Source organism: Pseudonocardia hydrocarbonoxydans (assembly GCF_006539565.1).
Taxonomy (GTDB): domain Bacteria; phylum Actinomycetota; class Actinomycetes; order Mycobacteriales; family Pseudonocardiaceae; genus Pseudonocardia; species Pseudonocardia hydrocarbonoxydans.
In genome coordinates this window covers 204,290-226,489 of the sequence record NZ_BJNG01000014.1, presented here as the reverse complement: position 1 = coordinate 226,489, position 22,200 = coordinate 204,290, and the positions used below count along the sequence as shown (strand labels likewise).

Below are 22,200 nucleotides of genomic sequence, written 5' to 3'. Positions count from 1 at the left end.
GCGTACGGTGGTGCACCGTGACGACACCGTTCTGGGGCCCCGACTTCGACGCACTGCAGCAGCAGGACCCCGAGATCGCGGGAGTGGTGCTCGACGAGCTGGAGCGGCTGCGCGGCGGCCTCCAGCTCATCGCGAGCGAGAACCTCACCAGCCCCGCGGTGCTCGCGGCCCTGGGATCCACGCTGTCGAACAAGTACGCCGAGGGCTACCCCGGCAAGCGATACTACGGCGGCTGCGAGGTCGTCGACCGGGCCGAGGAGATCGGTAACGCGCGCACCCAGGAGCTGTTCGGCGCCGAGCACGCCAACCTGCAGCCGCACTCCGGCGCGTCGGCCAACTTCGCCGTGTACGGCGCCTTCACCCAGCCCGGCGACACGGTGCTCGCGATGGACCTCAAGCAGGGCGGGCACCTCACCCACGGGTCGAAGGTCAGCTTCTCCGGCAAGTGGTTCCACAACGTCAGCTACTCGGTCCGCCAGGACACCGAGCTCATCGACTACGACCAGGTGCGCGACCTGGCCCGCGAGCACCGCCCCAAGATGATCATCGCCGGGGCCACGGCGTACCCGCGGCTGATCGACTTCGCGGCCTTCCGCGAGATCTGCGACGAGGTCGGCGCGATCCTCTGGGTCGACGCGGCGCACTTCATCGGGCTGGTCGCGGGGCAGGCGATCCCGTCGCCGGTCCCGTACGCCGACGTCGTGTCCGCCACCACGCACAAGGTCCTGCGCGGCCCGCGCGGCGGCATGATCCTGTCGAAGGCGGAGCACGCGAAGGCCCTCGACAAGGCCGTCTTCCCGTTCTCCCAGGGCGGGCCGCTGATGCACGCCGTCGCGGCCAAGGCCGTCGCGATGCGGGAGGCGGCGCAGCCCGCGTACCAGACCTACGCGCGCCAGGTCGTCGCCAACGCCCAGGCGCTGGCCAAGAGCCTGGAGGCGGAGGGGATGCGCGCCACGTCCGGCGGCACCGACACCCACCTCGCCCTGATCGACCTGCGGCCGATCGGAGTCACCGGCGCCGACGCCGAGACCCGTTGCGACGCGGCGCGCATCACGCTGAACAAGAACGCCATCCCCTACGACCCGGCGCCGCCGCTGAAGCCCTCGGGCGTGCGGGTCGGCTCGCCGAGCCTCACCACGCAGGGCATGGACGAGGCCGACATGGCGGTCGTCGGGTCGCTGCTGGCCCGGGCGGTCAAGGCCGAGCACGGCACGGCCGCGGGCGACGCCGAGCTCGCCGCGGTCGCCGAGGGCGTGGGCGCCCTCGTCGCGCGGGCCCCCGCCTACCCGCGCCCCTGACACCCGACCCACACGCCGTGCTCCTGGCCCAGGCGCTGCCGGCGCAGATCCTCCCGATCAAGGAGTACCTGCTCGCCGGCATGACGGCCGCGGTCGTCACGTTCCTGCTGGTCGGGCCGGTGCGGGTGCTGGCACTGCAGGTGGGTGCCGTCGCATGGCCGCGCGGGCGCGACGTGCACGTCACGCCGACCGCGCGCTGGGGCGGCATCGCGATGCTCGCCGGGGTGCTGTGCGGGATCGCGATGGCCAACCAGCTGCCGGCGATGCGGCTGGCGTTCGCGTACTCCGAGGAGATGGTCGGGGTCGTGCTCGCCTCGCTCATCCTGGTCACCGTCGGCGCCCTGGACGACCGCTACGAGCTCGACGCGCTCACCAAACTGGCCGGGCAGACCACCGCCGCCGGCGTCATGACGCTGTTCGGCGTGCAGTGGACGGTGCTGCCGGACGTGTTCTTCGGCGGGCAGGTCGGGCTGGGCCGCGAGCAGGGCGTCCTGCTGACCGTGCTGCTCACCGTGGCGCTGGTGAACGCCATGAACTTCGTCGACGGGCTCGACGGGCTCGCCGCCGGCATCGGCCTGATCGCCGCGGGCGCCACCGCGCTGTTCACGATGGGCCTGGTGCTGCGCAACGGCAACGACCCCTTCGTCTTCACCCCGGCGCTGATCGCGTTCGTGCTGGCGGGGGCGTGCCTGGGGTTCCTGCCGCACAACTTCAACCCCGCCCGGATCTTCATGGGCGACTCCGGGTCGATGCTGATCGGGCTGCTGCTGGCCGCGGCCACGACGATGGCCTCGGGCCGGCTCACCGACGTCACGACGGGGGGCGACCTGCTGGCGCTGTTCGCGCCGCTGATCGTGCTCGCCGCGGTGGTGTTCATCCCGGTGCTCGACCTGCTGATGGCCGTCGTGCGGCGGACCCGGGCGGGGCGCAGCCCGTTCGCACCCGACAAGATGCACCTGCACCACCGCCTGCTGGAGATCGGGCACAGCCAGCGCCGTGCGGTGCTGCTGATCTACCTGTGGGCGGGCGTGCTGGCGTTCGGCGCGGTCGCGCTGGCGCTGATCGACGACCCGTTCGTGGTGTTGTGGGCGGTGGGCGTCGGCCTGGTCGTGGCCGTGCTGGCCTCGTCCGTACCGAGAGCGAGGATGCGATGACGCGCAGGCTGCCGCAGGGGCAGGAGGAGACGGTCCTCGTGCTGGCGCGCGACATGTGGCGCAACGTCGTGGTCGTGTCCCTCGTCACGACCGTGGTCGTGGTGGCCGGGGCCGGGCTGGCCGTCGGCCTCGCCGGAGCGGTGAGTGCCCTGGTGGGAGCCGTGCTGGGGGTGCTCTCGTCGCTGTTCACGCTGGTGCTGATGCGCCGCACCGCCGACCGTCTGCCCCAGGCTGTGATGGTTGCCTCATTCGGCGGCCTGCTCACCAAGATGATCTTCCTGCTGGCCGTGCTGTTCCTTCTCGGGACGGTCGACGGCGTTCACCGGCTGTCGCTGGCGGCGGGCCTGCTCGCGGTGCTCATCACCGCGACGGCGGCCGAGGGGTGGGCCGGCTACCGGCTCCGCACGATGTACGTGGTGCCCGACGACCCCGCGACCAGCGGTTCGGTGACCGGTTTGTCGGGCTCGCCGACCGGTGCGTCCGCCGACGAGGAGGCCCCGGCCGTCGCGGCCCCGCCCCGGCCCGACCGCGAACAGTGATCGTCCGCTGAGCTGAAACGGGCTGGTGGAGCGCGGGGTGGGCCCGTCGGACCCCCCGGTACCGGCTGATAATGTGCGCAACGTAAGCGAAACCTGGCGCAGGCGGCCGAACGCCGGAAAGTGCGCGCCGGGCGCACGCGACAGCACTCAGCAGGTTTTGGCGATCTCCCGGGCCACGTGACGCGGCCCGGGAGCACCGGAGGGATCCCCCATTGGGCGAGTTCGTACTGGCGGCCGAGGAGTTCACGCCACCCGGCGTCGGCACCTTCATCTACCCGCCGATCTTCGGTGAGGTCACGAAGCCGATCGTGCAGGCGATCTTCGCCGCGATCCTCGTGGGCGCCTACTTCCTCGTGGTCACCCGGCGGATGACGATGGTGCCGAGCAAGGGGCAGTTCGTCGCCGAGTCCTTCTACGGCCTGGCCCGCAACACCATGGCCCGTGACCAGATCGGCGGGAAGGAGTTCAAGCCCTTCGTCCCGCTCATCCTGGGGCTGTTCAGCTTCGTGCTGGTGAACAACCTGTTCGGGATCATCCCGTTCTTCCAGTTCCCCACGATGTCGCGCATCGGCTTCCCGATCGCGCTGGCGCTGTTCGTGTACGTGGCCTACCACTACGCCGGCTTCAAGAAGCACGGCTTCGTCGGCTACATCAAGCATGCGGCCCTGCCGCCGGGCGTCCCGGCGTTCGTGGCGCCGCTGATCATCGTGATCGAGCTCTTCACGAAGTTCGCCTTCCAGCCGTTCTCGCTGGCCCTTCGTGTGTTCGCCGCCATGTTCGCGGGCCACCTGATCCTGGTGCTGGCGGTCGTGGGCGGGGAGTTCCTGCTCTTCTCCGGTAGCGCGCTCGTCGTCGCCGCACCCTTCGCGTTCATCGCGGCGATCGCCTTCACCTTCCTCGAGGTGCTGGTGATGAGCATCCAGGCCTACGTCTTCGCCCTGCTCGCCGGTGTGTACATCGGCGCAGCGGTCTCCACGGAACACTGATCCCCGGCCGAGCCGGCCGACTCCGCTTCGCCGATCGATCCGCTCCCCGGCGGACCCACCGAAAGGAACCAGCACGTGAACTCGACCATCGTCCTCGCCCAGGCCGCGGAGGCCGTCAACATCAACCCGGGCCTCGCGGCCATCGGGTACGGCACCAGCGCCATCGGCGCGGCCATCGGCGTGGGCATGATCTGGTCCGCCGTGATCAGCGGCACCGCCCGCCAGCCGGAGGCCCGCGGCACCCTGATGGGCATCGCCTGGACCACCTTCGTCCTCGTCGAGCTGCTCGCCCTGATCGGGCTGGTCGTCTTCTTCATCGCGTCCGCGGGCTGACCGACCTACCCACAGCGGCTCCGTGCTGCACGGAGCACCACTCCTGATGGAAGGAATGACGGTGGACATCTCGATCCTCGCCGCCGAGGAGCCGCTCCCGGTTCTCCCCCTGCCCGGTGAGCTGATCGTCGGCATCATCGCGTTCGCGATCCTGCTCTTCGTGCTGAACAAGTACGCGGTGCCGCGGTTCGAGGCCCTCTACGAGGAGCGGACCGACGCGATCGAGGGCGGCCTCAAGCGCGCCCAGGAGACGCAGGAGCAGGCCGATCGGCTCAAGGCCGAGTACGAGGAGCAGATCGCCGGGCTCCGGGCGGAGGCCGCGCGCATCCGTGACGACGCCCGCGCCGAGGGCACGCAGATCAAGGCCGAGCTGCGGGCCCAGGCCGAGGAGGAGGCCGCGCGGATCAAGCAGCGCGGCGAGGAGCAGATCGCGGCCGCCCGCGAGCAGGCCGTGCGCCAGCTCCGCGGCGAGATCGGCGGGCTGTCGATCCAGCTGGCCGGCCGGCTGATCGGCCGCGAGCTCTCCGACACCGAGGCCCGCCGCGGCACCGTCGACTCCTTCCTGGCCGAGCTCGACGGCATGGAGCCGCGTCAGGCGGCTCCGGCCCGGTCCACCGGAGCGAGCTGATGGCCGTCCTCCTGCAGGCGGCGAGCCGGGAGTCCCTGGCCGCCGCCGCCGAGCGGCTCGACGCGATCGTCGACTCCTCGTCGGCGGCGGACCTCGAGACGCTGGGCGACGAGCTGTTCGCCGTCACCCGGCTGGTGGTGACGCAGAAGCCGCTGCGCACCCACCTGTCCGACCCGTCGGTGCCGCAGGACGCCCGCATCGGGCTGATCCGGCAGGTGCTCGGCGGCCAGGTGGGGGAGAAGACCCTCGACGTGGTCTCCGGCGTCGTCGGGTCGCGCTGGTCGCGTTCCCTGGACCTGGTCGAGGCGCTGGAGACCGTGGCCCGCCGGGCCACGCTCGCGGTGGCGGAGAAGGACGGCACCCTCGACGAGGTCGAGGACCAGCTGTTCCGGTTCGGCCGCATCCTCGACCGGGAGCCCGAGCTGACGGCGCTGCTCGCCGACACCACGCAGCCCGAGGAGCGGCGCACCGCGCTGCTCGACGGCGTGCTCGGCGGCCGGGTCTCCCCGGTCACCGCCGCGCTGCTGCGCCAGACCGTCCGCATCCCCCGCGGCCGGCACCTCGACGTCGCGGCCGAGGAGCTCTCCGAGCTGGCCGCCGCCCGTCGCGACCGGTACGTCGCGCGGGTCTCCACCGCCGTCGCGCTGAGCGACGAGCAGGAGCGCAGGCTCGCCGACACGCTCACCCGGATCTACGGGCGTCCGATGTCCCTGCAGATCGAGCTGGACGAATCCCTGCTCGGCGGCCTGGTGGTCGAGGTCGGTGGCGAGGTCATCGACGGCAGCGTCGCGGGCCGGCTCGCCGCCGCCGGGCGCCACCTCCCGAGCTGACATTTCCTTCTTAGAGATAGGACAGACGACAGCCATGACAGAGCTGACGATCTCCCCGGAGGAGATCCGGAGCGCGATCTCCAGCTACGTCTCGTCGCTGGAGACCGGTACGTCCCGCGACGAGGTGGGCCACGTATCCGACACCGGTGACGGCATCGCCCACGTCGAGGGCCTGCCCTCGGCGATGACCAACGAGCTCCTCGAGTTCTCCGGCGGCGTGCTGGGTGTCGCACTGAACCTCGACCAGCGCGAGATCGGCGCGGTCATCCTCGGTGACTACAACGGGATCGAGGAGGGGCAGGCGGTCAAGCGCACCGGCAACATCCTCTCCGTGCCGGTCGGCGACAACTTCCTCGGCCGGGTCGTCGACCCGCTGGGCAACCCGATCGACGGCCTCGGCGACATCGAGGCGGAGACCCAGCGCGTGCTGGAGCTGCAGGCCGCGGGCGTGATGGACCGCCAGGGCGTCAGCGAGCCGCTGCAGACCGGGATCAAGGCGATCGACGCCATGACCCCGATCGGCCGCGGCCAGCGCCAGCTGATCATCGGCGACCGCAAGACCGGCAAGACCGCGGTCTGCGTCGACACGATCATCAACCAGAAGCAGAACTGGGCCACCGGCGACCCGAAGCAGCAGGTGCGCTGCATCTACGTCGCGATCGGGCAGAAGGGCTCCACGATCGCCGGCATCCGGACGTCGCTGGAGGAGGCGGGCGCGCTCGAGTACACGACCATCGTCGCCTCGCCCGCCAACGACCCGGCCGGCTTCAAGTGGCTCGCCCCCTACACCGGCTCGGCCATCGGCCAGCACTGGATGTACCAGGGCAAGCACGTCCTGATCATCTTCGACGACCTGTCCAAGCAGGCCGAGGCCTACCGCGCGATCTCGCTGCTGCTGCGCCGCCCGCCGGGCCGCGAGGCCTACCCCGGCGACGTCTTCTACCTGCACTCCCGCCTGCTGGAGCGCTGCGCCAAGCTGTCCGACGAGAAGGGCGCCGGCTCGATGACCGGCCTCCCGATCATCGAGACCAAGGCGGGTGACGTCTCGGCCTACATCCCGACCAACGTCATCTCGATCACCGACGGCCAGGTCTTCCTCGAGTCCGACCTGTTCAACCAGGGTGTCCGGCCCGCCATCAACGTCGGCATCTCGGTCTCCCGGGTCGGTGGCGACGCGCAGATCAAGGCGATGAAGTCGGTCGCCGGCTCGCTGCGCCTGGACCTGTCGCAGTACCGCGAGCTGGAGGCGTTCGCCGCCTTCGGTTCCGACCTCGACGCCGCCTCGGCCGCCACGCTGGGCCGCGGCAGCCGCCTGGTCGAGCTGCTCAAGCAGGGCCAGTACGCCCCGCAGCCCGTCGAGGAGCAGGTCGTCTCGATCTTCCTGGGCACCAAGGGCCACCTCGACTCGGTGCCGGTCGTCGACATCCAGCGCTTCGAGTCGGAGTTCCTCGACCACGTGCGGCGCAACGAGGAGGGCATCCTCGCCGAGATCCGCGACGAGAAGAAGGTCTCCGACGAGCTCGCCGAGCGCATCGTCAAGGTGGTGAAGAGCTTCAAGGAGAACTTCACCGCCTCCGACGGCTCCTCGGTGGTGCCGAAGGAGAAGGAGGCCGAGGCGCTCGACGAGGACGAGGTCGACCGCGAGTCGGTCAAGGTCAACAAGCCGGCTCCGGCCAAGAGCTGATCGGGTAACGCATGGCAGCGCAGATTCGCGTCCTGCGGCGGCGGATCAAGTCGACGCAGTCCATCAAGAAGATCACCCGCGCGATGGAGCTGATCGCCACCTCCCGGATCGTCAAGGCCCGGGCGCGGGTCGAGGAGTCCAAGCCCTACGCCGAGCAGATGACGGCCGTGCTCACCGAGCTGGCCAACAACTCCGCGCTCGACCACCCGCTGCTCGTCGAGCGGGAGGAGCCGAAGCGGGCCGCGGTGCTGGTCGTCACCAGCGACCGCGGCCAGTGCGGCGGCTACAACGCCGGCGTGCTCAAGGAGGCCGAGCAGCTCCAGTCGCTCCTGCGCGAGCAGGGCAAGGAGCCGGTGCTCTACGTCATCGGCCGCAAGGGCGTGAACTACTACCGGTTCCGCAGGCGCAAGGTCGAGCAGTCCTGGACCGGGTTCTCGGAGCAGCCGAACTACGAGAACGCGGCCGTGGCCGCGCGCACCCTCGTGGCGGCGTTCATGGCGGGGTCCGACGACACCGCGGAGGGCCCGGGCGAGGACGGCGTGCAGGGCGTCGACGAGCTGCACCTGGTGTACACGCAGTTCAAGAACATGGTCACCCAGACGCCGCAGGCGCGGCGGATGGCGCCCATGGAGGTCGAGTACGCGGTCGACACCGTCGCCCAGCCGGGTGGGGAGATCGAGGAGCGCCGCGAGGAGGCCGTCGCCGCCAAGGGCGAGCTCCAGTCGCTCTACGAGTTCGAGCCCGACGCCGAGACGCTGTTCGACGCGCTGCTGCCCAAGTACATCGGCGCGCGCCTGTTCGCCGCGCTGCTGGAGTCGGCGGCGTCCGAGTCGGCCAACCGGCAGCGGGCCATGAAGGCCGCGACCGACAACGCGAACGACCTGATCCGTACCCTGACGCTGGAGTCCAACCAGGCCCGTCAGGCACAGATCACCCAGGAGATCAGTGAGATCGTCGGTGGCGCCGACGCTCTCGTGAGCACAGGAAGTGAGAGCTGAGATGACCGCCACCGCTGATCACGGCACCACGACCAGGACCGGCCGGGTCGTCCGCGTCACCGGCCCGGTCGTCGACGTCGAGTTCCCCCGCAACGAGGTGCCCGAGCTCTACAGCGCCCTCACCGTCGAGGTGGCCTTCGGCGACCTCGCCAAGACGCTGACCCTGGAGATCGCCCAGCACCTGGGCGACAACCTGGTCCGCACCATCTCCATGCAGCCCACCGACGGCGTGGTCCGCGGCCAGACGGTCACCGACCTCGGCCGTCCGATCTCGGTGCCGGTCGGCGACCAGGTCAAGGGGCACGTGTTCAACGCGCTCGGCGAGTGCCTGGACAAGCCCGACCTGGAGATCACCGGCGACCTGTGGGGCATCCACCGTAAGGCGCCGAACTTCGACCAGCTCGAGGGCAAGACCGAGATGCTGGAGACCGGCATCAAGGTCCTCGACCTGATGACCCCGTACGTGGTCGGCGGCAAGATCGGCCTGTTCGGCGGCGCGGGTGTCGGCAAGACGGTGCTGATCCAGGAGATGATCCAGCGCGTCGCGCTGAACTTCGGTGGCACCTCGGTGTTCGCCGGCGTCGGCGAGCGCACCCGTGAGGGCAACGACCTCATCACGGAGATGACCGAGTCCGGCGTCATCCAGAACACCGCGCTGGTGTTCGGTCAGATGGACGAGCCGCCCGGCACGCGTATGCGCGTCGCGCTGTCCGCGCTGACGATGGCGGAGTACTTCCGCGACGAGCTCAGCCAGGACGTGCTGCTGTTCATCGACAACATCTTCCGGTTCACCCAGGCCGGGTCCGAGGTCTCCACGCTGCTCGGCCGCATGCCGTCCGCGGTGGGCTACCAGCCCACCCTGGCCGACGAGATGGGCGAGCTGCAGGAGCGCATCACCTCCACGCGCGGTCGCTCGATCACCTCGATGCAGGCGATCTACGTCCCCGCCGACGACTACACCGACCCGGCGCCGGCCACGACCTTCGCCCACCTGGACGCGACGACGGAGCTCTCCCGCCCCATCTCGCAGAAGGGCATCTACCCGGCGGTCGACCCGCTGACGTCCACCTCGCGGATCCTGGACCCGCAGTACGTCGGCAACGAGCACTTCCGGGTCGCCAACGAGGTCAAGCGGATCCTGCAGAAGTACCAGGACCTGCAGGACATCATCGCCATCCTCGGTATCGACGAGCTCTCCGAGGAGGACCGGCAGCTCGTGGGCCGGGCGCGCCGCATCGAGCGCTTCCTCTCGCAGAACCTGCTGGTCGCCGAGCAGTTCACCGGGCAGAAGGGCTCGACGGTCCCGCTCAAGGAGACCATCGAGGCCTTCGACAAGATCGCCAAGGGGGAGTTCGACGACTACCCCGAGCAGGCGTTCTTCCTCTGCGGTGGCATCGAGGACCTGGAGAAGAACAAGAAGAAGCTCGAGGGCTGATCGGCATGGCAGCGGAGATGACGGTCGACCTGGTCGCTGTCGAGCGGAAGATCTGGTCGGGACAGGCCGGTTTCCTCAAGGCGCGCACCACCGTCGGCGACATCGGCGTCCTGCCGGGCCACCAGCCCACGCTGGCGCAGCTGGAGGACGCGGGGGTCGTGCGCGTCGACGGCACCGACGGCACGACCACCACGCTGGCCGTGCGCGGCGGGTTCCTGTCGATCACCGGTGACACCGTCACGGTGCTGGCGGAGTTCGCCGAGCTCGCCGACGAGATCGACGTGGCCGGAGCACGGGCCGCCCGCGATCGGGCCGACACCTCGGATCCCGACGGTGCCGCCGAGGCGGCCTGGGCGAACGCGCGGCTCCAGGCCGCGGGCGCGGCCGAGTAGCCGGAGCGCGCTGGTGGCCACGGCGCTCGGCATCGTGCTGCTCGTCGTGTGCCTGTGTCTGGGCTACCTCGCCTTTCGGCGAGTACGTCTCATGCGGGGCGGTGGTGTGGACCTGAGTCTGCGCCGCCGCCCCGCGGCCGTTTCCCGGTTCGCCTCCCGGGACGCCTCCGCGGGGTGGCACGCCGGGGTCGCCCGCTACCGGGGCGACGAGCTGGCCTGGTTCCGGCTCACCTCGTTCCGCCCCGGCTCCTCGCTGCGGCTGGACCGCAACGAGCTGGAGATCGTCGGCCGGCGGGACCCCGCCGACGCCGAGGCCTACGTGATGCCGTCGAGGTCCTCGGTGCTGCGCTGCCGCAGCCGCGGCGTCGACGTGGAGCTGGCGATGGCCCCGGGCGTCCTCACCGGCTTCCTGGCCTGGCTGGAGGCCGCCCCGCCCGGCCGCAGCACCGGGTACCGGCAGGCCTCCTAGCTCCCCTGACCCGACGCCCGGTCCGCCGCCTGCGGGCCGCCGGGCTGCCACAGGACATCGCCGTCGGGGTTGGCGGCGCGGCCGAGGATGAACAGCAGGTCGGACAGCCGGTTGAGGTAGCGGGCGGTCAGCGGGTTGGTGCGCTCGGCGTCGGCCTCCAGCAGGGCCCACACGCTGCGCTCGGCGCGCCGGGTGACGGTGCGCGCGACGTGCAGGTACGCCGCGCCCGGGGTGCCGCCGGGGAGGATGAACGAGGCCAGCTTGGGCAGGTCGGCGTTGAACTCGTCGCACCAGCCCTCCAGGCGCGTCACGTACTCCTCGGTGACGCGCAGCGGCGGGTACCCGGGGTCGGAGACGATCGGGGCGCACAGGTCGGCGCCGACGTCGAACAGGTCGTTCTGCACCTGGGCCAACGGCACCAGCAGCGCGTCGGACAGACCCCCGACCGTGACGGCGACGCCGACGGCGGCGTTGGCCTCGTCGGTGTCGGCGTACGCGGCGAGCCGCACATGGGTCTTGGGCACGCGGCTGAAGTCGCCGAGTGCGGTGGTGCCGTCGTCGCCGGTCTTGGTGTAGATCCTCGTCAGGTGCACTGCCATGGGTCGAATCTAGCCGGGATGCCGGGGGAGATAGCGTCGTCGCCCGTGGCTGAGCATTTCGCGGTGGACGGCGGCGCGCGCCTGCAGGGCACCGTCGACGTGGTGGGCGCCAAGAACAGCGTGCTGAAACTCATGGCGGCGGCGCTGCTGGCGGAGGGCACCACCACGCTCACCAACTGTCCGGAGATCCTCGACGTCCCGCTGATGGCCGACGTCCTGCGCAGCCTGGGCTGCACGGTGACCGTCGAGCACGACACGGTGACGATCGACGTGCCGGCCGACCCGAGCGCGGAGGCCGACTACCGGTCGGTGTCGAAGCTGCGCGCCTCGGTGTGCGTGCTGGGCCCGCTGGTGGCGCGGTGCCGCCGGGCGGTGGTCCCGCTGCCCGGTGGCGACGCGATCGGCTCCCGGCCCCTGGACATGCACCAGGCGGGCCTGCGCAAGCTCGGGGCGACCACCGAGATCGCGCACGGCCGCGTCGTCGCCACCGCGGAGACGCTGCGCGGTGCCCAGATCTGGCTCGACTTCCCCAGCGTCGGCGCCACCGAGAACATCCTCATGGCGGCGGTGCTGGCCGAGGGCACCACGGTGATCGACAACGCGGCCCGCGAGCCGGAGATGGTCGACCTGTGCCTGATGCTGCAGCAGATGGGCGCGAAGATCGACGGCGTCGGCAGCTCCACGCTGACCGTGCACGGCGTCAGCGGGCTGTCCCCGACGCAGCACCGCGTCATCGGCGACCGGATCGTCGGCGCCACGTGGGCGTTCGCCGCGGTGATGACGCGCGGCGAGGTCACCGTCCGCGGGGTCGACCCGCACCACATCGACCTCGTGCTCGACAAGCTCCGCAGCGCCGGGGCCAGCACCGACGTCTCCGGCGACGGCTTCACCGTCGCGATGGACGGGCGGCGGCCGAAGGCCGTCGACTTCGTGACGCTGCCCTACCCGGGTTTCGCCACCGACCTGCAGCCGATGGCGATCGCGCTGTCCGCCGTCGCCGACGGCACGTCGATGATCACCGAGAACGTGTTCGAGGCGCGGTTCCGGTTCGTCGACGAGATGGTGCGCCTGGGCGCCGACGCGCGGACCGACGGTCACCACGCCGTCGTGCGCGGGGTCGAGCAGCTCTCCAGCGCGCCGGTGTGGGCCAGCGACATCCGGGCCGGTGCCGGGCTCGTGCTGGCCGGGCTGTGCGCGGAGGGCCGCACCGCGGTGTGGGACGTCGAGCACATCGACCGTGGCTACCCCCGGTTCGTGGAGAACCTGAGCAGCCTGGGGGCGGGTATCGCCCGGGTGGTCGGCGAACCCGACCGGTGAACCGCGTGTGAGGCGTCACCCGATCGGGTACACCGCCCGATGACCAGCGCAGCCCCCCGCAACGCCCGGCAGGCCGCCCGCAGCCGCCCGGTGAAGATCGCCGCCCGGGTCGGGATCCTCGCCTACGGCATCACGCACCTGCTGATCGGGGCGCTGGCGCTGCAGGTGGCGTTCGGACAGGGCGGGGAGCAGGCCGACCAGACCGGGGCCTTCCAGGCGCTGGCCCAGCAGCCCTACGGGCCGCCGCTGCTGTGGGTCCTCACCGTCGGGTTCGTCGCGGCCGCCCTGTGGCGTGCGGAGCTGGCGATCTGGGGCTACGGCTACGTGTCGGACCGGACGACGCAGGTGCGCAAGAAGGCCGTCAACGCCGTCAAGGCCGTGGTCTTCGTCGTGCTCGCCGTGCTGGCCGGCACGACGGCGTCGGGCGGCGGGGGCGGTGGCGGCGGGCAGCAGCAGGCCACCGCCGGGGTCTTCGGGCTGCCCGGCGGGCAGATCCTGGTGGGGCTGGCCGGGATCGTGGTGCTGGTGGTCGGCGTCGTGAAGGTCGTGGAGGGGTACCGCAAGAAGTTCCTCGACGACATGGACGTGCCCTCGGACCGCCACGCCCGCACGGTGCTGGAGCGGGTCGGGCAGGTCGGGAACGTGGCGAAGGGCGTGTCGATCGGGCTGATCGGCATCCTGCTCGGGGTGGCCGCGATCCGGCACGACCCGGCGGAGGCGACCGGTCTGGACGCCGCGCTCAAGGGTCTGGCGGCGCAGCCCTACGGGCCGTACCTGCTGGTGGCCGTCGCGGTCGGGCTCGTCGCGTACGGCGTGTTCTGCTTCTTCGACGCCCGGTACCACCGGGTGTGAGCTACTCCGCGGCCAGCACGAGCCTGGCGTTCACCAGGTCCTGCGGGAAGACCAGCAGGCGGTAGCCGCCGTCGGCACGTCCGATCGTCGCCCGGATGCCGGAGCGCGCCAGCCGCGCGCGCAGGACCTGGGCGGCGGACTCGGTGGGCACGCGCGAGACCTCCTCCAGCAGCCCGTCGCCGGTGGGGTCGTCGGGGTCGGGGATGCGCGGTCCCGGTTGGTCGCGACCGGTGCCGAAGGTCCAGCGCAGGGCCAGCCCCAGCGCGCCCATCATGATCAGCCCGCCGAAGAGGACGAGGAACCGCGTCGCCTGGTCGGCCATCGGCCCATCATCGCCTCCTGGATCGATCCGTGCATGTGACGGGTGTCCTCCGGACCGGGCCGTGGCGCTACGCGCCAGTACGATCACGCGAGTCCACGAAGGCGGAGGTGTCCGGTGCCGTACCCGACCGACCGTGAGCGTGACCGGCCGTGGGTGATCCGCACCTACGCCGGCCACTCCTCGGCGCGCAAGTCCAACGAGCTCTACCGGCGCAACCTCGCCAAGGGCCAGACCGGGCTGTCGGTGGCCTTCGACCTGCCGACGCAGACCGGTTACGACCCCGACGACGAGCTGGCCAAGGGCGAGGTCGGCAAGGTCGGCGTGCCGGTCAGCCACATCGGCGACATGCGCACGCTGTTCGAGGGCATCCCGATGGCCGAGGCCAACACCTCGATGACGATCAACGCGCCCGCGATGTACCTGCTGGCGCTCTACGTCGCCGTGGCCGACGAGCACGACGCGCCGCGCGCGACGCTGGCCGGCACCACGCAGAACGACATCGTCAAGGAGTACCTCTCGCGGGGCACCTACGTGTTCCCGCCCGCGCCGAGCATGCGCCTGATCACCGACATGGTGGCCTGGTCGGTGGCCGAGATCCCGAAGTGGAACCCGATCAACATCTGCAGCTACCACCTGCAGGAGGCCGGGGCCACGCCCGCGCAGGAGCTGGCCTACGCGCTGTCCACCGCGATCGCGGTGCTCGACTCCGTCCGCGACTCCGGGCAGGTCCCCGAGGACAAGTTCGGCGACGTCGTCGCGCGCATCTCCTTCTTCGTCAACGCCGGGCTGCGGTTCGTCGAGGAGATGTGCAAGATGCGCGCCTTCGGCCAGCTCTGGGACGAGATCACGAAGGAGCGCTACGGGATCGAGAACCCCAAGCAGCGGCGCCTGCGCTACGGCGTGCAGGTCAACTCGCTGGGGCTCACCGAGGCGCAGCCGGAGAACAACGTCCAGCGGATCGTGCTGGAGATGCTCGCCGTCACGCTCTCCAAGGACGCGCGCGCCCGGGCCGTCCAGCTCCCGGCCTGGAACGAGGCGCTGGGCCTGCCCCGGCCCTGGGACCAGCAGTGGGCGCTGCGGATGCAGCAGGTGCTGGCCTACGAGACCGACCTGCTGGAGTACGAGGACCTGTTCACCGGCTCGGTCGTCGTCGAGGCGAAGGTCAAGGAGCTGGTCGAGGGTGCGCGGGCCGAGATCGACCGCGTGCAGGAGATGGGCGGGGCCGTCGCGGCCGTCGAGTCCGGGTACATGAAGGGGCAGCTGGTCTCGTCGCTGTCGGAGCGCCGGCGGCTCATGGAGTCCGGTGAGCACGTCGTGGTGGGGGTCAACAAGTTCGACACCACCGAGCCCTCGCCGCTGCAGGCCGAGGGCGCCGCGGCGATCGAGACGGTCGACCCGGCCACCGAGGCCGCCGCGGTCGAGGCGATCCGGGAGTGGCGCGCACAGCGCGACGCCGGCGCCGTCGAGTCGGCGCTCAACGCCCTGCGCGACGCCGCGAAGACCGACGCCAACCTGATGGACGCCTCGATCACCTGCGCGAAGGCCGGTGTCACCACGGGGGAGTGGGCCGGGGTGCTGCGCGAGGTGTTCGGGGAGTACCGGGCGCCGACCGGGGTGTCGGCCGCCGTCTCCGGGGGCGAGGCCGCCGTCGAGATCGCCGAGGTGCGGGAGCGGGTCAAGCAGGCGGGTGCCGACATCGGCTCGCGGCTGCGCATGCTCGTCGGCAAGCCCGGGCTCGACGGGCACTCCAACGGCGCGGAGCAGGTGGCCGTGCGCGCCCGCGACGTCGGCTTCGAGGTGATCTACCAGGGCATCCGGCTCACCCCCGCCCAGATCGTCTCGGCCGCGGTGCAGGAGGGCGTGCACGTCGTGGGCCTGTCGGTCCTGTCGGGATCGCACCTGGAGGTCGTGCCCGCGGTCGTCGAGGGGCTGCGCGCGGCCGGCGCCGACGACGTGCCGGTGATCGTCGGCGGGATCATCCCGCCCGAGGACGCCCGCGAGCTGCGGGAGCGGGGTGTGGCGGCGGTCTTCACGCCCAAGGACTACAAGCTCACCGAGATGATGGACGAGATCGTGACCCTGGTGCGCCAGGCCCACGGGGTCTGACGGGCGAGATCGACACCATCGGGGTTCCCGGCTCCTCCGACCCCGATGGCGTCGATCTCACGCGTCGAGGGCGCGCGAGATCTGGGCGAGGATCAGGTCGCGTTCGCCCAGGATCTCGTACTTCGTGTAGCGGTAGATGCGCCAGCCCCTGTCGACGAGCCCCGTGTAGCGGCCCGCGTCGCGCAGGACGGTCTCGGGGCGCGTGTGGTGCCCGCCCTCGTACTCGATGCCGATGCGCCGGTCCGGGTAGGCGAGGTCGAGCCAGACGGCGGTGCGGGTGAGCGGGTCCTGCACCGGGTGCTGGGCCACCGGGCGGGGGAGCCCGGCCAGTACGAGCAGCAGGCGCAGGCGCGTCTCCATCGGTGACATGGCCCGTCGGTCGGCGTGGGCGAGCACCTCGCACAGCCTCCGGACGCCGCGGGCCCGTGGGTAGCGCACCGCGAAGTTCAGCAGCAGGTCCGGGTTGAACACGAACCGATGGGCGAGCGCGTCGACGGCCACGACCGCCTCGACGAGATCGCCGCTGCGGCCGAGGTCGAACGCCGTACGCAGCGGCGTCGTGGTTCGCAGGTCGTCGACGCCGATGATCTCGCCCGGGTGGAGTGCGTCGCGGCGTACCCGCAGGCCGGGGTGTGTGCGCCGGTCGCGGCCCGGGACCGTCACCTCGGCCGGGGCGTCCCGCGGGCCGCACGAGGCTCCGAGGATCTCCGCGGCCGACCAGCCCGACAGCACACCGCAGCCCTCGACCAGCCGGTAGGCGGCCCGCGACCGCAACGCCAGGTCGGGGGCCTGCGGGACGGCGGGAACGTAGACGTCGGGGAACAGCCTGCGGTACCGCGGGCCGCGCAGGCGGTCCCACGTGACGAGCCCGGCCGCGACCGCGAGCGAGCCGCGGAACGCGACGGGCCACCCCGGGACGGACATGTCGGAATGATGGCGGCCTGCCCGCCGTCCCGTGGGGTTTCCGCACAACACGTGAGATCGACACCATCGGGGTTCTGGCGCCGCGGAACCCCGATGGCGTCGATCTCACCCGGCGTCTGCCGACCTGGCACGATCCGCCCATGTTCCGCATCGCCGTCCCCGTCGACGAGCCGCGCCCCCCGCGGCGGGTGGCGACCGTCGACGTGGTGATGCTGCTGCTCGCGGTCGTGTCGGTCGGGCTGCTGGGCTACGTGGCGTTGTTCCCGCACTCCGAGCAGACCGCGCACCTGGTGTTCGTGATCGACACCGTCATCTGCGGGATCTTCCTGGTGGAGTTCCTGTTCCGGTGGCGCGACGCGGGGTGGGAGCGCTGGTTCCCGGTACGGCGCTGGTACGAGGTGCTCGGCATGATCCCGGTGGCGCACCCGGCGCTGCGCAGCCTGCGGCTCATCCGCGTCGTCGTCATCGTCATGCGGCTGGCCCGCACGGCCGACCGGGTGTTCGGCGAGCAGTTCACCCAGCGGCTGGTGGAGCGGCTGTCGCGGCCGATCGTCCTGGCGATCAAGAAGCCGATCACGGTGGCGGTGCTCGACGAGGTCGTCAAGGTCATCGGCACGGGGCACTTCCCGCGCAACATCGCGCGTTCGGTGGGGGAGAACCAGGTGCTGCTGCGCAGCATCGTCACCGAGAAGATGCGCGAGGACCAGCTCGCGGGACGGCTGTCGCGGATGCCGTTCCACGACGAGATCGTGCAGACCGTGGTGGACACGACCATGCGCGTTGTCGTCGACGTGCTGACCGACCCGCGGATGGACGAGTTCGTCGCCGAGGTGGTGCGGGACAACGCCGCGCAGATCCGGGCGGCGGTCGACGCCGGGCAGCACGAGGCCGGGGGCGCGCTGCCCGCGCGGGCCTGAGCCGGCCCCGCGCGCTCAGGCGTCGGCCCCGTCGCGCTCCTTCTCCTCGCCCCGCCGGCGCAGCAGCCGGAAGCCGGGCACGCCCTGGATGGCCAGCCGGACGTCCTGCAGGACCTCCAGCAGCTCGTGCACGTCGGGGCCGACGCGGTCCAGGGTGGCCAGGATCGGCATGATGTCGGTCTCGAGGTGGTGGGTGAGCTGGGGCAGCTGGTCGACCATCCGGATCGCCGCCTGGAGCTCCGCCTCGGTGAAGTCCTCGACGAAGCGCTGGGCCAGCGGGGCGGCGCCCCGGGCGATGGCCGGTAGAGGTCGAGGATCTCCGACGCACCCCGGCTGGTGGTCGAGGCCTCGCCGAGCAGCGTCCGTGCCTCGTCGGCCACGCCGGTGGCCTTCTCGATCACCCCGCCCGCGTCGCCTGCGACCCCGCCCGCGGTGGTGACGAGCGCCGCCGCGTCGACGGCGACGGTGTCGGCGCGGCCGATGAGTGCGGCGGCGCCTTCGGCGACGGTGTCGGCGCGGCCGATGAGTGCGGCGGCGCCTTCGGCGACGGTGTCGGCGCGGCCGATCAGCCCGGCCGCCCCGTCGGCGACGGTGCCCGCGCGGTCGATCAGCGCACCCGCGTCGCCCGCGACCCCGTCGGCACGTCCGATGAGCCCGGCGGCGTCGTCGGCCACCGTGCCCGCGCGCGAGACCAGCCGTGCGGCGTCCCCCGCGACCCCGTCGGCCCGGGTGATCAGCAGCGCGGCACCGGTGGCGACGTCGCCGGCGTCGGTGATCAGCCCGTCCGCGCGGGCGGCGACGGTGTGCACCTCGCCGAGCAGCGGGTCGACCCGACGGACCATGGTCTCCGCGTCGGCCAGCACCGTGTCGACGCGGGCCACCGCGCCGCGGGCCTGCGCGAGCACGCCCTCGACCCCGTCGACGACGCCGTCGGCGCGACGCACCATCCCGTCGACGTCGTCGGCGATGGCGGCGACCCGCCCGACCAGGGTCTCCACGTCCTCGAGGAGGTCGGCGACCCGGCCGGGGAGGGTGGCGACGACACCCACCACGTCGTCGGTCCAGCCCAGGACGGCCCGGGCAGCCGTGATCATGTCGGAGGGGCCCCAGACGGGTAGCCCGGCGATGCGCATCCCCCGATCCTGTCCTATCCCGGCGCGCACGGCGCGGCCGGTGAGGGTGGGCCGAAGGCCCGATAGTCCCTCCGCCCGACGAGGAGACCCGCCGATCGGGTGAACAGCGGACAAGCATTCGGGTACCGATTGCGGTCGGGTAACAGATGCCCCCGATCGGCCGCCACCGGTGGCGCGTCCTGCCGATTCACCTACGTTCGGACGGATCCACGACTGCCGACCGGAAGGATTTCCGGACATGTCCGAGCACACCTGGAGCCGTCGCGAGTTCTTTCGCCGCACCGCCGTCGCCGGGGCGGTCGCCCTCGGTGGGCCGGCCCTGCTGTCCGCCTGCACCGCGGTGCCGCAGGGCGGTGAGGCGGGTGCGGGCGGCACCCTGGAACGGGTGCGCCAGGCCGGCACGATCACGGTCGGCATCGCCAACGAGGCGCCCTACGGCTTCACCGACGCGGACGGCACGGTGACCGGGGAGTCGGTCGAGGTCGCCCGGGCCGTGCTGTCGAGGCTGGGCATCGGCGAGATCAACGCGGTGACCGTCGACTTCGGGGCGTTGATCAGCGGCCTGACGCTGTCACGCCAGTTCGACATGGTCACCGCCGGGATGTTCATCACGCCCGAGCGGTGCGGGCAGGCGGCGTTCTCCATCCCGGACTACACCGCGCCGACGGCGTTCCTGGTCCCGGCGGGCAATCCGAACGGCATCGCGACGTTCGACGACGTCGCATCGGGCGGCCGGACCCTCGCGGTGCTCAGCGGCGCGGTGGAGCAGGGCTACGCGACCGACAGCGGCGTGCCGGAGGGCCAGCTCACGGTGCTGGCCGACCAGAACGCGCTGCTGCAGGCGGTGACCACCGGCCGGGTCGACGCGGCCGCACTGACCAACATCTCGCTCAACGACCTGGTCTCCCGCAACCCGGACGCGGGCGTCGAGGTGACCTCCGGGTTCTTCCCGACCATCGACGGCGAGGAGATCGTCTCCGCGGGCGGGTTCGTCTTCCGGCCGGGTGAGGACGACATCCTCGACGCGTTCAACACCGAGCTGGCCGCGATCCAGCAGTCCGGCGAGTGGCTCGACATCGTCACGCCGTTCGGGTTCACCGAGGACAACCTGCCCGGCCCCGACGTCACCACGGAGAGCCTCTGCTCCGCCTGAGGGCGGGGGTGACGCGGTGTTCGACAACCTCGGCCTGATCGTCTCGCGCCTGTCGGAGGGCCTGTCGACGACGGTGATCGCCGCCGTCGGCGGGATCGCGCTGACCGTGGTCCTGTCGCTGGTCGCGGGGCTGGGCATGCTCTCCCCGGTCGCGGTGCTGCGGGGGATCAGCCGCACCTACGTGGAGTTCTTCCGGGGCACCTCCGAGATCGTCCAGCTGTTCTGGATCTTCTTCGCGTTGCCCGCGCTGACCGGGTTCCAGATCGTGCCGCTGGCCGCCGCGATCCTCGTACTGGCGCTCAACCACGGCGCCTACGGCGGGGAGATCGTGCGCGGCGCGGTGCAGTCGGTGCCCCGGGCGCAGTACGAGGGCGCGCTGGCGCTGAGCCTGTCGTCGCGCGACCGGATGCTGCGCGTCATCCTCCCGCAGGCGCTGGTCGAGATGCTGCCGCCGTTCAACAACCTGTTCATCCAGCTGCTGAAGAGCACCTCGCTGCTGTCGCTGGTCGTCGTCACCGAGATCACCTTCATCGCGAACAGCCTGCGCGCGGCCCTCCCGGTGTCCGAGCAGTTGACGGTCTACGCGGTGCTGCTGCTGATGTACCTGGTCCTGTCGTTGCTGATCACCGCGGGGATGCGGTGGCTGGAGCGGCGGGCCGCGGCCCGGCTCGGCCGGACCCGGGCCACCCCGCGGATCAACTCCCGGCTGCACAAGGAGCAGGCCGCGTGATCTGGGACTGGGATTACGCGATCGAGAGCCTGCCGGCGCTGCTGCGCGGGCTGCAGGTGACGCTGCTGGCCACCCTGCTGGGCTCGCTGCTGGCCTTCGCGCTCGGGCTGGTGTTCGCGCTCGTCCGGCGCAGCCGGGTCCCCGTGCTCTCCCAGCTCGTCTGGGCGTTCGTCGAGTTCTGGCGGAGCACGCCGCTGCTGGTACAGGCGATCCTGATCTTCTTCGTGCTGCCCGGGTTCGGGATCACGCTCAGCCCGCTCACCGCGGGCGTCGTCGCGCTGGGCCTGCACTACGCCTGCTACACCTCCGAGGTCTACCGGGCCGGCATCGACGCCGTGCCCCGCGGCCAGTGGGAGGCCGCCGCCGCGCTGCACCTGCCGCGGTCGCGCGTGTGGCTGGGGGTCGTGCTCCCACAGGCGGTCCCGCGGGTGGTCCCGGCGCTGGGCAACTACGTCATCTCCATGTTCAAGGAGGTGCCGCTGCTGCTCGCGATCGGCGTGGTGGAGGTCGTCACGGTGGCCAACCAGCTCGGTGCGCAGACCTTCCGCCTCGTCGAGCCCCTCACCCTCGCCGGGGTCCTGTTCCTGCTGATCAGCTACCCGGCGTCCCTGCTCGTCCGACGATTGGAGCGCCGTGTCGGCGTCCTCTGAGACACCTCCTGGGCCCATGATCGTCTTCGACGGCGTCGAGAAGCGGTTCGGCGACACCGTCGTGCTCTCGGACCTGAGCTTCACCGTCGCCCCCGCGGAACACGTCACGCTGATCGGGCCGTCCGGGTCGGGCAAGACCACGATCCTGCGGCTGCTGATGTGCCTGGACTCGGTGACCCGCGGCACGATCCGGGTGGCGGGCCAGGAGCTGACCGGCGACGAGAAGCGTTCCCGCCAGGTGCGCAGGCGGATCGGGATGGTGTTCCAGCAGTTCAACCTGTTCCCGAACATGACCGTGCGCGGCAACCTGATCGAGGCGCCGACCCGGGTGCTGGGGCTGAGCAAGGACGAGGCGAACGCGCGCGCCGTCGAGCTGCTGGACCTCGTCGGGCTGCGGGAGAAGATCGACGAGCACCCATCGCGCCTGTCCGGCGGGCAGCAGCAGCGGGTGGCGATCGCCCGGGCCCTGGCGATGCGGCCCGACGTGCTGCTGCTCGACGAGGTGACCTCCGCGCTGGACCCCGAGCTGGTGGCCGGGGTGCTGGCGCTGCTGCGCGACATCGGGGAGACCACGGACATCACCATCCTGTGCGTGACGCACGAGATGGGCTTCGCCCGGGACTTCTCGCACCGCGTGATGATGTTCGACGGGGGGCGGGTGATCGAGGACGCCCCGCCGGAGCGGCTGTTCACCGCACCGGAGCAGCCCCGCACGCAGGAGTTCCTCAAGGCCGTGCTCGGGCGCTGATCC

The 22,200-nt window shown here is 71.5% G+C and carries 25 protein-coding genes; 21 read left to right on the top strand and 4 right to left on the bottom strand.

Going from position 1 to position 22,200, the window contains the following annotated elements:
- The first annotated feature begins 17 nt into the window (after positions 1–17).
- The 12 genes from glyA to PHY01_RS07895 all read left to right on the top strand — a co-directional run bounded on the left by glyA (position 18) and on the right by PHY01_RS07895 (position 10,746).
- Positions 18–1,298: a serine hydroxymethyltransferase gene (gene glyA / locus PHY01_RS07950; protein ID WP_141277878.1), complete on the top strand. Its 1,281-nt coding sequence runs from the start codon at positions 18–20 to the stop codon at positions 1,296–1,298.
- Positions 1,299–1,378: 80 nt separating this feature from the next.
- Entirely contained in the window at positions 1,379–2,452 is a 1,074-nt protein-coding gene (locus PHY01_RS07945; protein WP_141277967.1) for an MraY family glycosyltransferase, read from the top strand.
- Positions 2,449–2,991, top strand: coding sequence for a Cg1360 family ATP-synthase-associated protein (locus tag PHY01_RS07940; RefSeq protein ID WP_141277877.1), 543 nt, complete (start codon positions 2,449–2,451; stop codon positions 2,989–2,991). The genes PHY01_RS07945 and PHY01_RS07940 overlap by 4 nt, the downstream gene beginning before the upstream one ends.
- 212 nt (positions 2,992–3,203) lie before the next feature.
- Positions 3,204–3,977 (top strand): F0F1 ATP synthase subunit A, encoded by a 774-nt coding sequence (atpB, locus tag PHY01_RS07935; RefSeq protein ID WP_141277876.1) that lies wholly within the window; start codon positions 3,204–3,206, stop codon positions 3,975–3,977.
- 75 nt (positions 3,978–4,052) lie between these two features.
- Positions 4,053–4,310 (top strand): ATP synthase subunit C-like protein, encoded by a 258-nt coding sequence (locus PHY01_RS07930; RefSeq protein ID WP_141277875.1) that lies wholly within the window; start codon positions 4,053–4,055, stop codon positions 4,308–4,310.
- A 55-nt stretch (positions 4,311–4,365) separates the two neighbouring features.
- Positions 4,366–4,938, top strand: coding sequence for a F0F1 ATP synthase subunit B (locus PHY01_RS07925; protein WP_141277874.1), 573 nt, complete (start codon positions 4,366–4,368; stop codon positions 4,936–4,938).
- Positions 4,938–5,768, top strand: a complete 831-nt coding sequence (locus PHY01_RS07920) for a F0F1 ATP synthase subunit delta (RefSeq protein ID WP_218030058.1) — start codon at positions 4,938–4,940, stop codon at positions 5,766–5,768. Before PHY01_RS07925 ends, PHY01_RS07920 begins: the two co-directional genes overlap by 1 nt.
- A gap of 34 nt (positions 5,769–5,802) precedes the next feature.
- Positions 5,803–7,452, top strand: coding sequence for a F0F1 ATP synthase subunit alpha (gene atpA / locus PHY01_RS07915; RefSeq protein WP_141277873.1), 1,650 nt, complete (start codon positions 5,803–5,805; stop codon positions 7,450–7,452).
- An 11-nt stretch (positions 7,453–7,463) separates the two neighbouring features.
- Positions 7,464–8,450 carry a F0F1 ATP synthase subunit gamma gene (locus tag PHY01_RS07910; protein ID WP_141277872.1) on the top strand — a complete coding sequence of 329 codons (987 nt, stop codon included), beginning with the start codon at positions 7,464–7,466 and terminating at the stop codon, positions 8,448–8,450.
- Position 8,451: 1 nt separating this feature from the next.
- Positions 8,452–9,885, top strand: a complete 1,434-nt coding sequence (gene atpD, locus PHY01_RS07905) for a F0F1 ATP synthase subunit beta (RefSeq protein ID WP_141277871.1) — start codon at positions 8,452–8,454, stop codon at positions 9,883–9,885.
- A gap of 5 nt (positions 9,886–9,890) precedes the next feature.
- Entirely contained in the window at positions 9,891–10,277 is a 387-nt protein-coding gene (locus PHY01_RS07900) for a F0F1 ATP synthase subunit epsilon (RefSeq protein WP_246085763.1), read from the top strand.
- A gap of 13 nt (positions 10,278–10,290) precedes the next feature.
- Entirely contained in the window at positions 10,291–10,746 is a 456-nt protein-coding gene (locus PHY01_RS07895; RefSeq protein WP_246085762.1) for a DUF2550 domain-containing protein, read from the top strand.
- Here PHY01_RS07895 and PHY01_RS07890 read toward each other — a convergent pair.
- Positions 10,743–11,345, bottom strand: a complete 603-nt coding sequence (locus tag PHY01_RS07890) for a cob(I)yrinic acid a,c-diamide adenosyltransferase (protein ID WP_141277869.1) — start codon at positions 11,343–11,345, stop codon at positions 10,743–10,745. The two genes, PHY01_RS07895 and PHY01_RS07890, sit on opposite strands and share 4 nt — an antisense overlap.
- 45 nt (positions 11,346–11,390) lie before the next feature.
- Here PHY01_RS07890 and murA point away from each other — a divergent pair, with 45 nt between their 5' ends.
- Both murA and PHY01_RS07880 read left to right on the top strand, forming a co-directional pair.
- Positions 11,391–12,662, top strand: a complete 1,272-nt coding sequence (gene murA / locus PHY01_RS07885; RefSeq protein WP_141277868.1) for a UDP-N-acetylglucosamine 1-carboxyvinyltransferase — start codon at positions 11,391–11,393, stop codon at positions 12,660–12,662.
- A 39-nt stretch (positions 12,663–12,701) separates the two neighbouring features.
- Positions 12,702–13,514, top strand: coding sequence for a DUF1206 domain-containing protein (locus tag PHY01_RS07880; RefSeq protein WP_141277867.1), 813 nt, complete (start codon positions 12,702–12,704; stop codon positions 13,512–13,514).
- A 1-nt stretch (position 13,515) separates the two neighbouring features.
- On the opposite strand, the gene PHY01_RS07875 is transcribed toward PHY01_RS07880, so the two are convergent.
- The gene (locus tag PHY01_RS07875) at positions 13,516–13,836 is read right to left on the bottom strand and encodes a hypothetical protein (protein WP_141277866.1); all 321 of its coding nucleotides are present in this window, start codon (positions 13,834–13,836) and stop codon (positions 13,516–13,518) included.
- A gap of 114 nt (positions 13,837–13,950) precedes the next feature.
- On the opposite strand from PHY01_RS07875, the gene PHY01_RS07870 reads away from it, so the two are divergent.
- Entirely contained in the window at positions 13,951–15,942 is a 1,992-nt protein-coding gene (locus PHY01_RS07870; protein WP_141277865.1) for an ethylmalonyl-CoA mutase, read from the top strand.
- Between the two features lie 57 nt (positions 15,943–15,999).
- Here PHY01_RS07870 and PHY01_RS07865 read toward each other — a convergent pair whose 3' ends face one another.
- Positions 16,000–16,866 carry a hypothetical protein gene (locus tag PHY01_RS07865; protein ID WP_141277864.1) on the bottom strand — a complete coding sequence of 289 codons (867 nt, stop codon included), beginning with the start codon at positions 16,864–16,866 and terminating at the stop codon, positions 16,000–16,002.
- Between the two features lie 140 nt (positions 16,867–17,006).
- Here PHY01_RS07865 and PHY01_RS07860 point away from each other — a divergent pair, with 140 nt between their 5' ends.
- Complete coding sequence (locus PHY01_RS07860; RefSeq protein ID WP_141277863.1) at positions 17,007–17,783, top strand: ion transporter; 777 nt, start codon at positions 17,007–17,009, stop codon at positions 17,781–17,783.
- 15 nt (positions 17,784–17,798) lie between these two features.
- On the opposite strand, the gene PHY01_RS07855 is transcribed toward PHY01_RS07860, so the two are convergent.
- The gene (locus PHY01_RS07855; RefSeq protein ID WP_141277862.1) at positions 17,799–18,002 is read right to left on the bottom strand and encodes a hypothetical protein; all 204 of its coding nucleotides are present in this window, start codon (positions 18,000–18,002) and stop codon (positions 17,799–17,801) included.
- A 584-nt stretch (positions 18,003–18,586) separates the two neighbouring features.
- On the opposite strand from PHY01_RS07855, the gene PHY01_RS07850 reads away from it, so the two are divergent.
- The 5 genes from PHY01_RS07850 (at position 18,587) to PHY01_RS07830 (ending at position 22,197) form a co-directional block, all read left to right on the top strand.
- The gene (locus tag PHY01_RS07850; RefSeq protein WP_141277861.1) at positions 18,587–18,901 is read left to right on the top strand and encodes a hypothetical protein; all 315 of its coding nucleotides are present in this window, start codon (positions 18,587–18,589) and stop codon (positions 18,899–18,901) included.
- Positions 18,902–19,154: 253 nt separating this feature from the next.
- Complete coding sequence (gene ehuB / locus PHY01_RS07845; RefSeq protein WP_141277860.1) at positions 19,155–20,069, top strand: ectoine/hydroxyectoine ABC transporter substrate-binding protein EhuB; 915 nt, start codon at positions 19,155–19,157, stop codon at positions 20,067–20,069.
- A gap of 16 nt (positions 20,070–20,085) precedes the next feature.
- Positions 20,086–20,799 carry an ectoine/hydroxyectoine ABC transporter permease subunit EhuC gene (ehuC, locus tag PHY01_RS07840; protein WP_141277859.1) on the top strand — a complete coding sequence of 238 codons (714 nt, stop codon included), beginning with the start codon at positions 20,086–20,088 and terminating at the stop codon, positions 20,797–20,799.
- Positions 20,796–21,449: an ectoine/hydroxyectoine ABC transporter permease subunit EhuD gene (ehuD, locus tag PHY01_RS07835; protein ID WP_141277858.1), complete on the top strand. Its 654-nt coding sequence runs from the start codon at positions 20,796–20,798 to the stop codon at positions 21,447–21,449. The genes ehuC and ehuD overlap by 4 nt, the downstream gene beginning before the upstream one ends.
- A gap of 16 nt (positions 21,450–21,465) precedes the next feature.
- The gene (locus tag PHY01_RS07830) at positions 21,466–22,197 is read left to right on the top strand and encodes an amino acid ABC transporter ATP-binding protein (protein ID WP_141277857.1); all 732 of its coding nucleotides are present in this window, start codon (positions 21,466–21,468) and stop codon (positions 22,195–22,197) included.
- Positions 22,198–22,200: the final 3 nt, after the last annotated feature.

What these genes read in the sequence shown, in the direction of transcription:
- PHY01_RS07945 (WP_141277967.1), top strand. Translation starts at nt 1,379, where the DNA reads ATGACGGCCGCGGTCGTCACGTTCCTGCTGGTCGGGCCGGTGCGGGTG.
- PHY01_RS07940 (WP_141277877.1), top strand. Translation starts at nt 2,449, where the DNA reads ATGACGCGCAGGCTGCCGCAGGGGCAGGAGGAGACGGTCCTCGTGCTG.
- PHY01_RS07925 (WP_141277874.1), top strand. Translation starts at nt 4,366, where the DNA reads ATGACGGTGGACATCTCGATCCTCGCCGCCGAGGAGCCGCTCCCGGTT.
- PHY01_RS07920 (WP_218030058.1), top strand. Translation starts at nt 4,938, where the DNA reads ATGGCCGTCCTCCTGCAGGCGGCGAGCCGGGAGTCCCTGGCCGCCGCC.
- atpA (WP_141277873.1), top strand. Translation starts at nt 5,803, where the DNA reads ATGACAGAGCTGACGATCTCCCCGGAGGAGATCCGGAGCGCGATCTCC.
- PHY01_RS07910 (WP_141277872.1), top strand. Translation starts at nt 7,464, where the DNA reads ATGGCAGCGCAGATTCGCGTCCTGCGGCGGCGGATCAAGTCGACGCAG.
- atpD (WP_141277871.1), top strand. Translation starts at nt 8,452, where the DNA reads ATGACCGCCACCGCTGATCACGGCACCACGACCAGGACCGGCCGGGTC.
- PHY01_RS07900 (WP_246085763.1), top strand. Translation starts at nt 9,891, where the DNA reads ATGGCAGCGGAGATGACGGTCGACCTGGTCGCTGTCGAGCGGAAGATC.
- PHY01_RS07890 (WP_141277869.1), bottom strand. Translation starts at nt 11,345, where the DNA reads ATGGCAGTGCACCTGACGAGGATCTACACCAAGACCGGCGACGACGGC.
- PHY01_RS07880 (WP_141277867.1), top strand. Translation starts at nt 12,702, where the DNA reads ATGACCAGCGCAGCCCCCCGCAACGCCCGGCAGGCCGCCCGCAGCCGC.
- PHY01_RS07875 (WP_141277866.1), bottom strand. Translation starts at nt 13,836, where the DNA reads ATGGCCGACCAGGCGACGCGGTTCCTCGTCCTCTTCGGCGGGCTGATC.
- PHY01_RS07865 (WP_141277864.1), bottom strand. Translation starts at nt 16,866, where the DNA reads ATGTCCGTCCCGGGGTGGCCCGTCGCGTTCCGCGGCTCGCTCGCGGTC.
- PHY01_RS07860 (WP_141277863.1), top strand. Translation starts at nt 17,007, where the DNA reads ATGTTCCGCATCGCCGTCCCCGTCGACGAGCCGCGCCCCCCGCGGCGG.
- PHY01_RS07855 (WP_141277862.1), bottom strand. Translation starts at nt 18,002, where the DNA reads ATGGTCGACCAGCTGCCCCAGCTCACCCACCACCTCGAGACCGACATC.
- ehuB (WP_141277860.1), top strand. Translation starts at nt 19,155, where the DNA reads ATGTCCGAGCACACCTGGAGCCGTCGCGAGTTCTTTCGCCGCACCGCC.
- PHY01_RS07830 (WP_141277857.1), top strand. Translation starts at nt 21,466, where the DNA reads ATGATCGTCTTCGACGGCGTCGAGAAGCGGTTCGGCGACACCGTCGTG.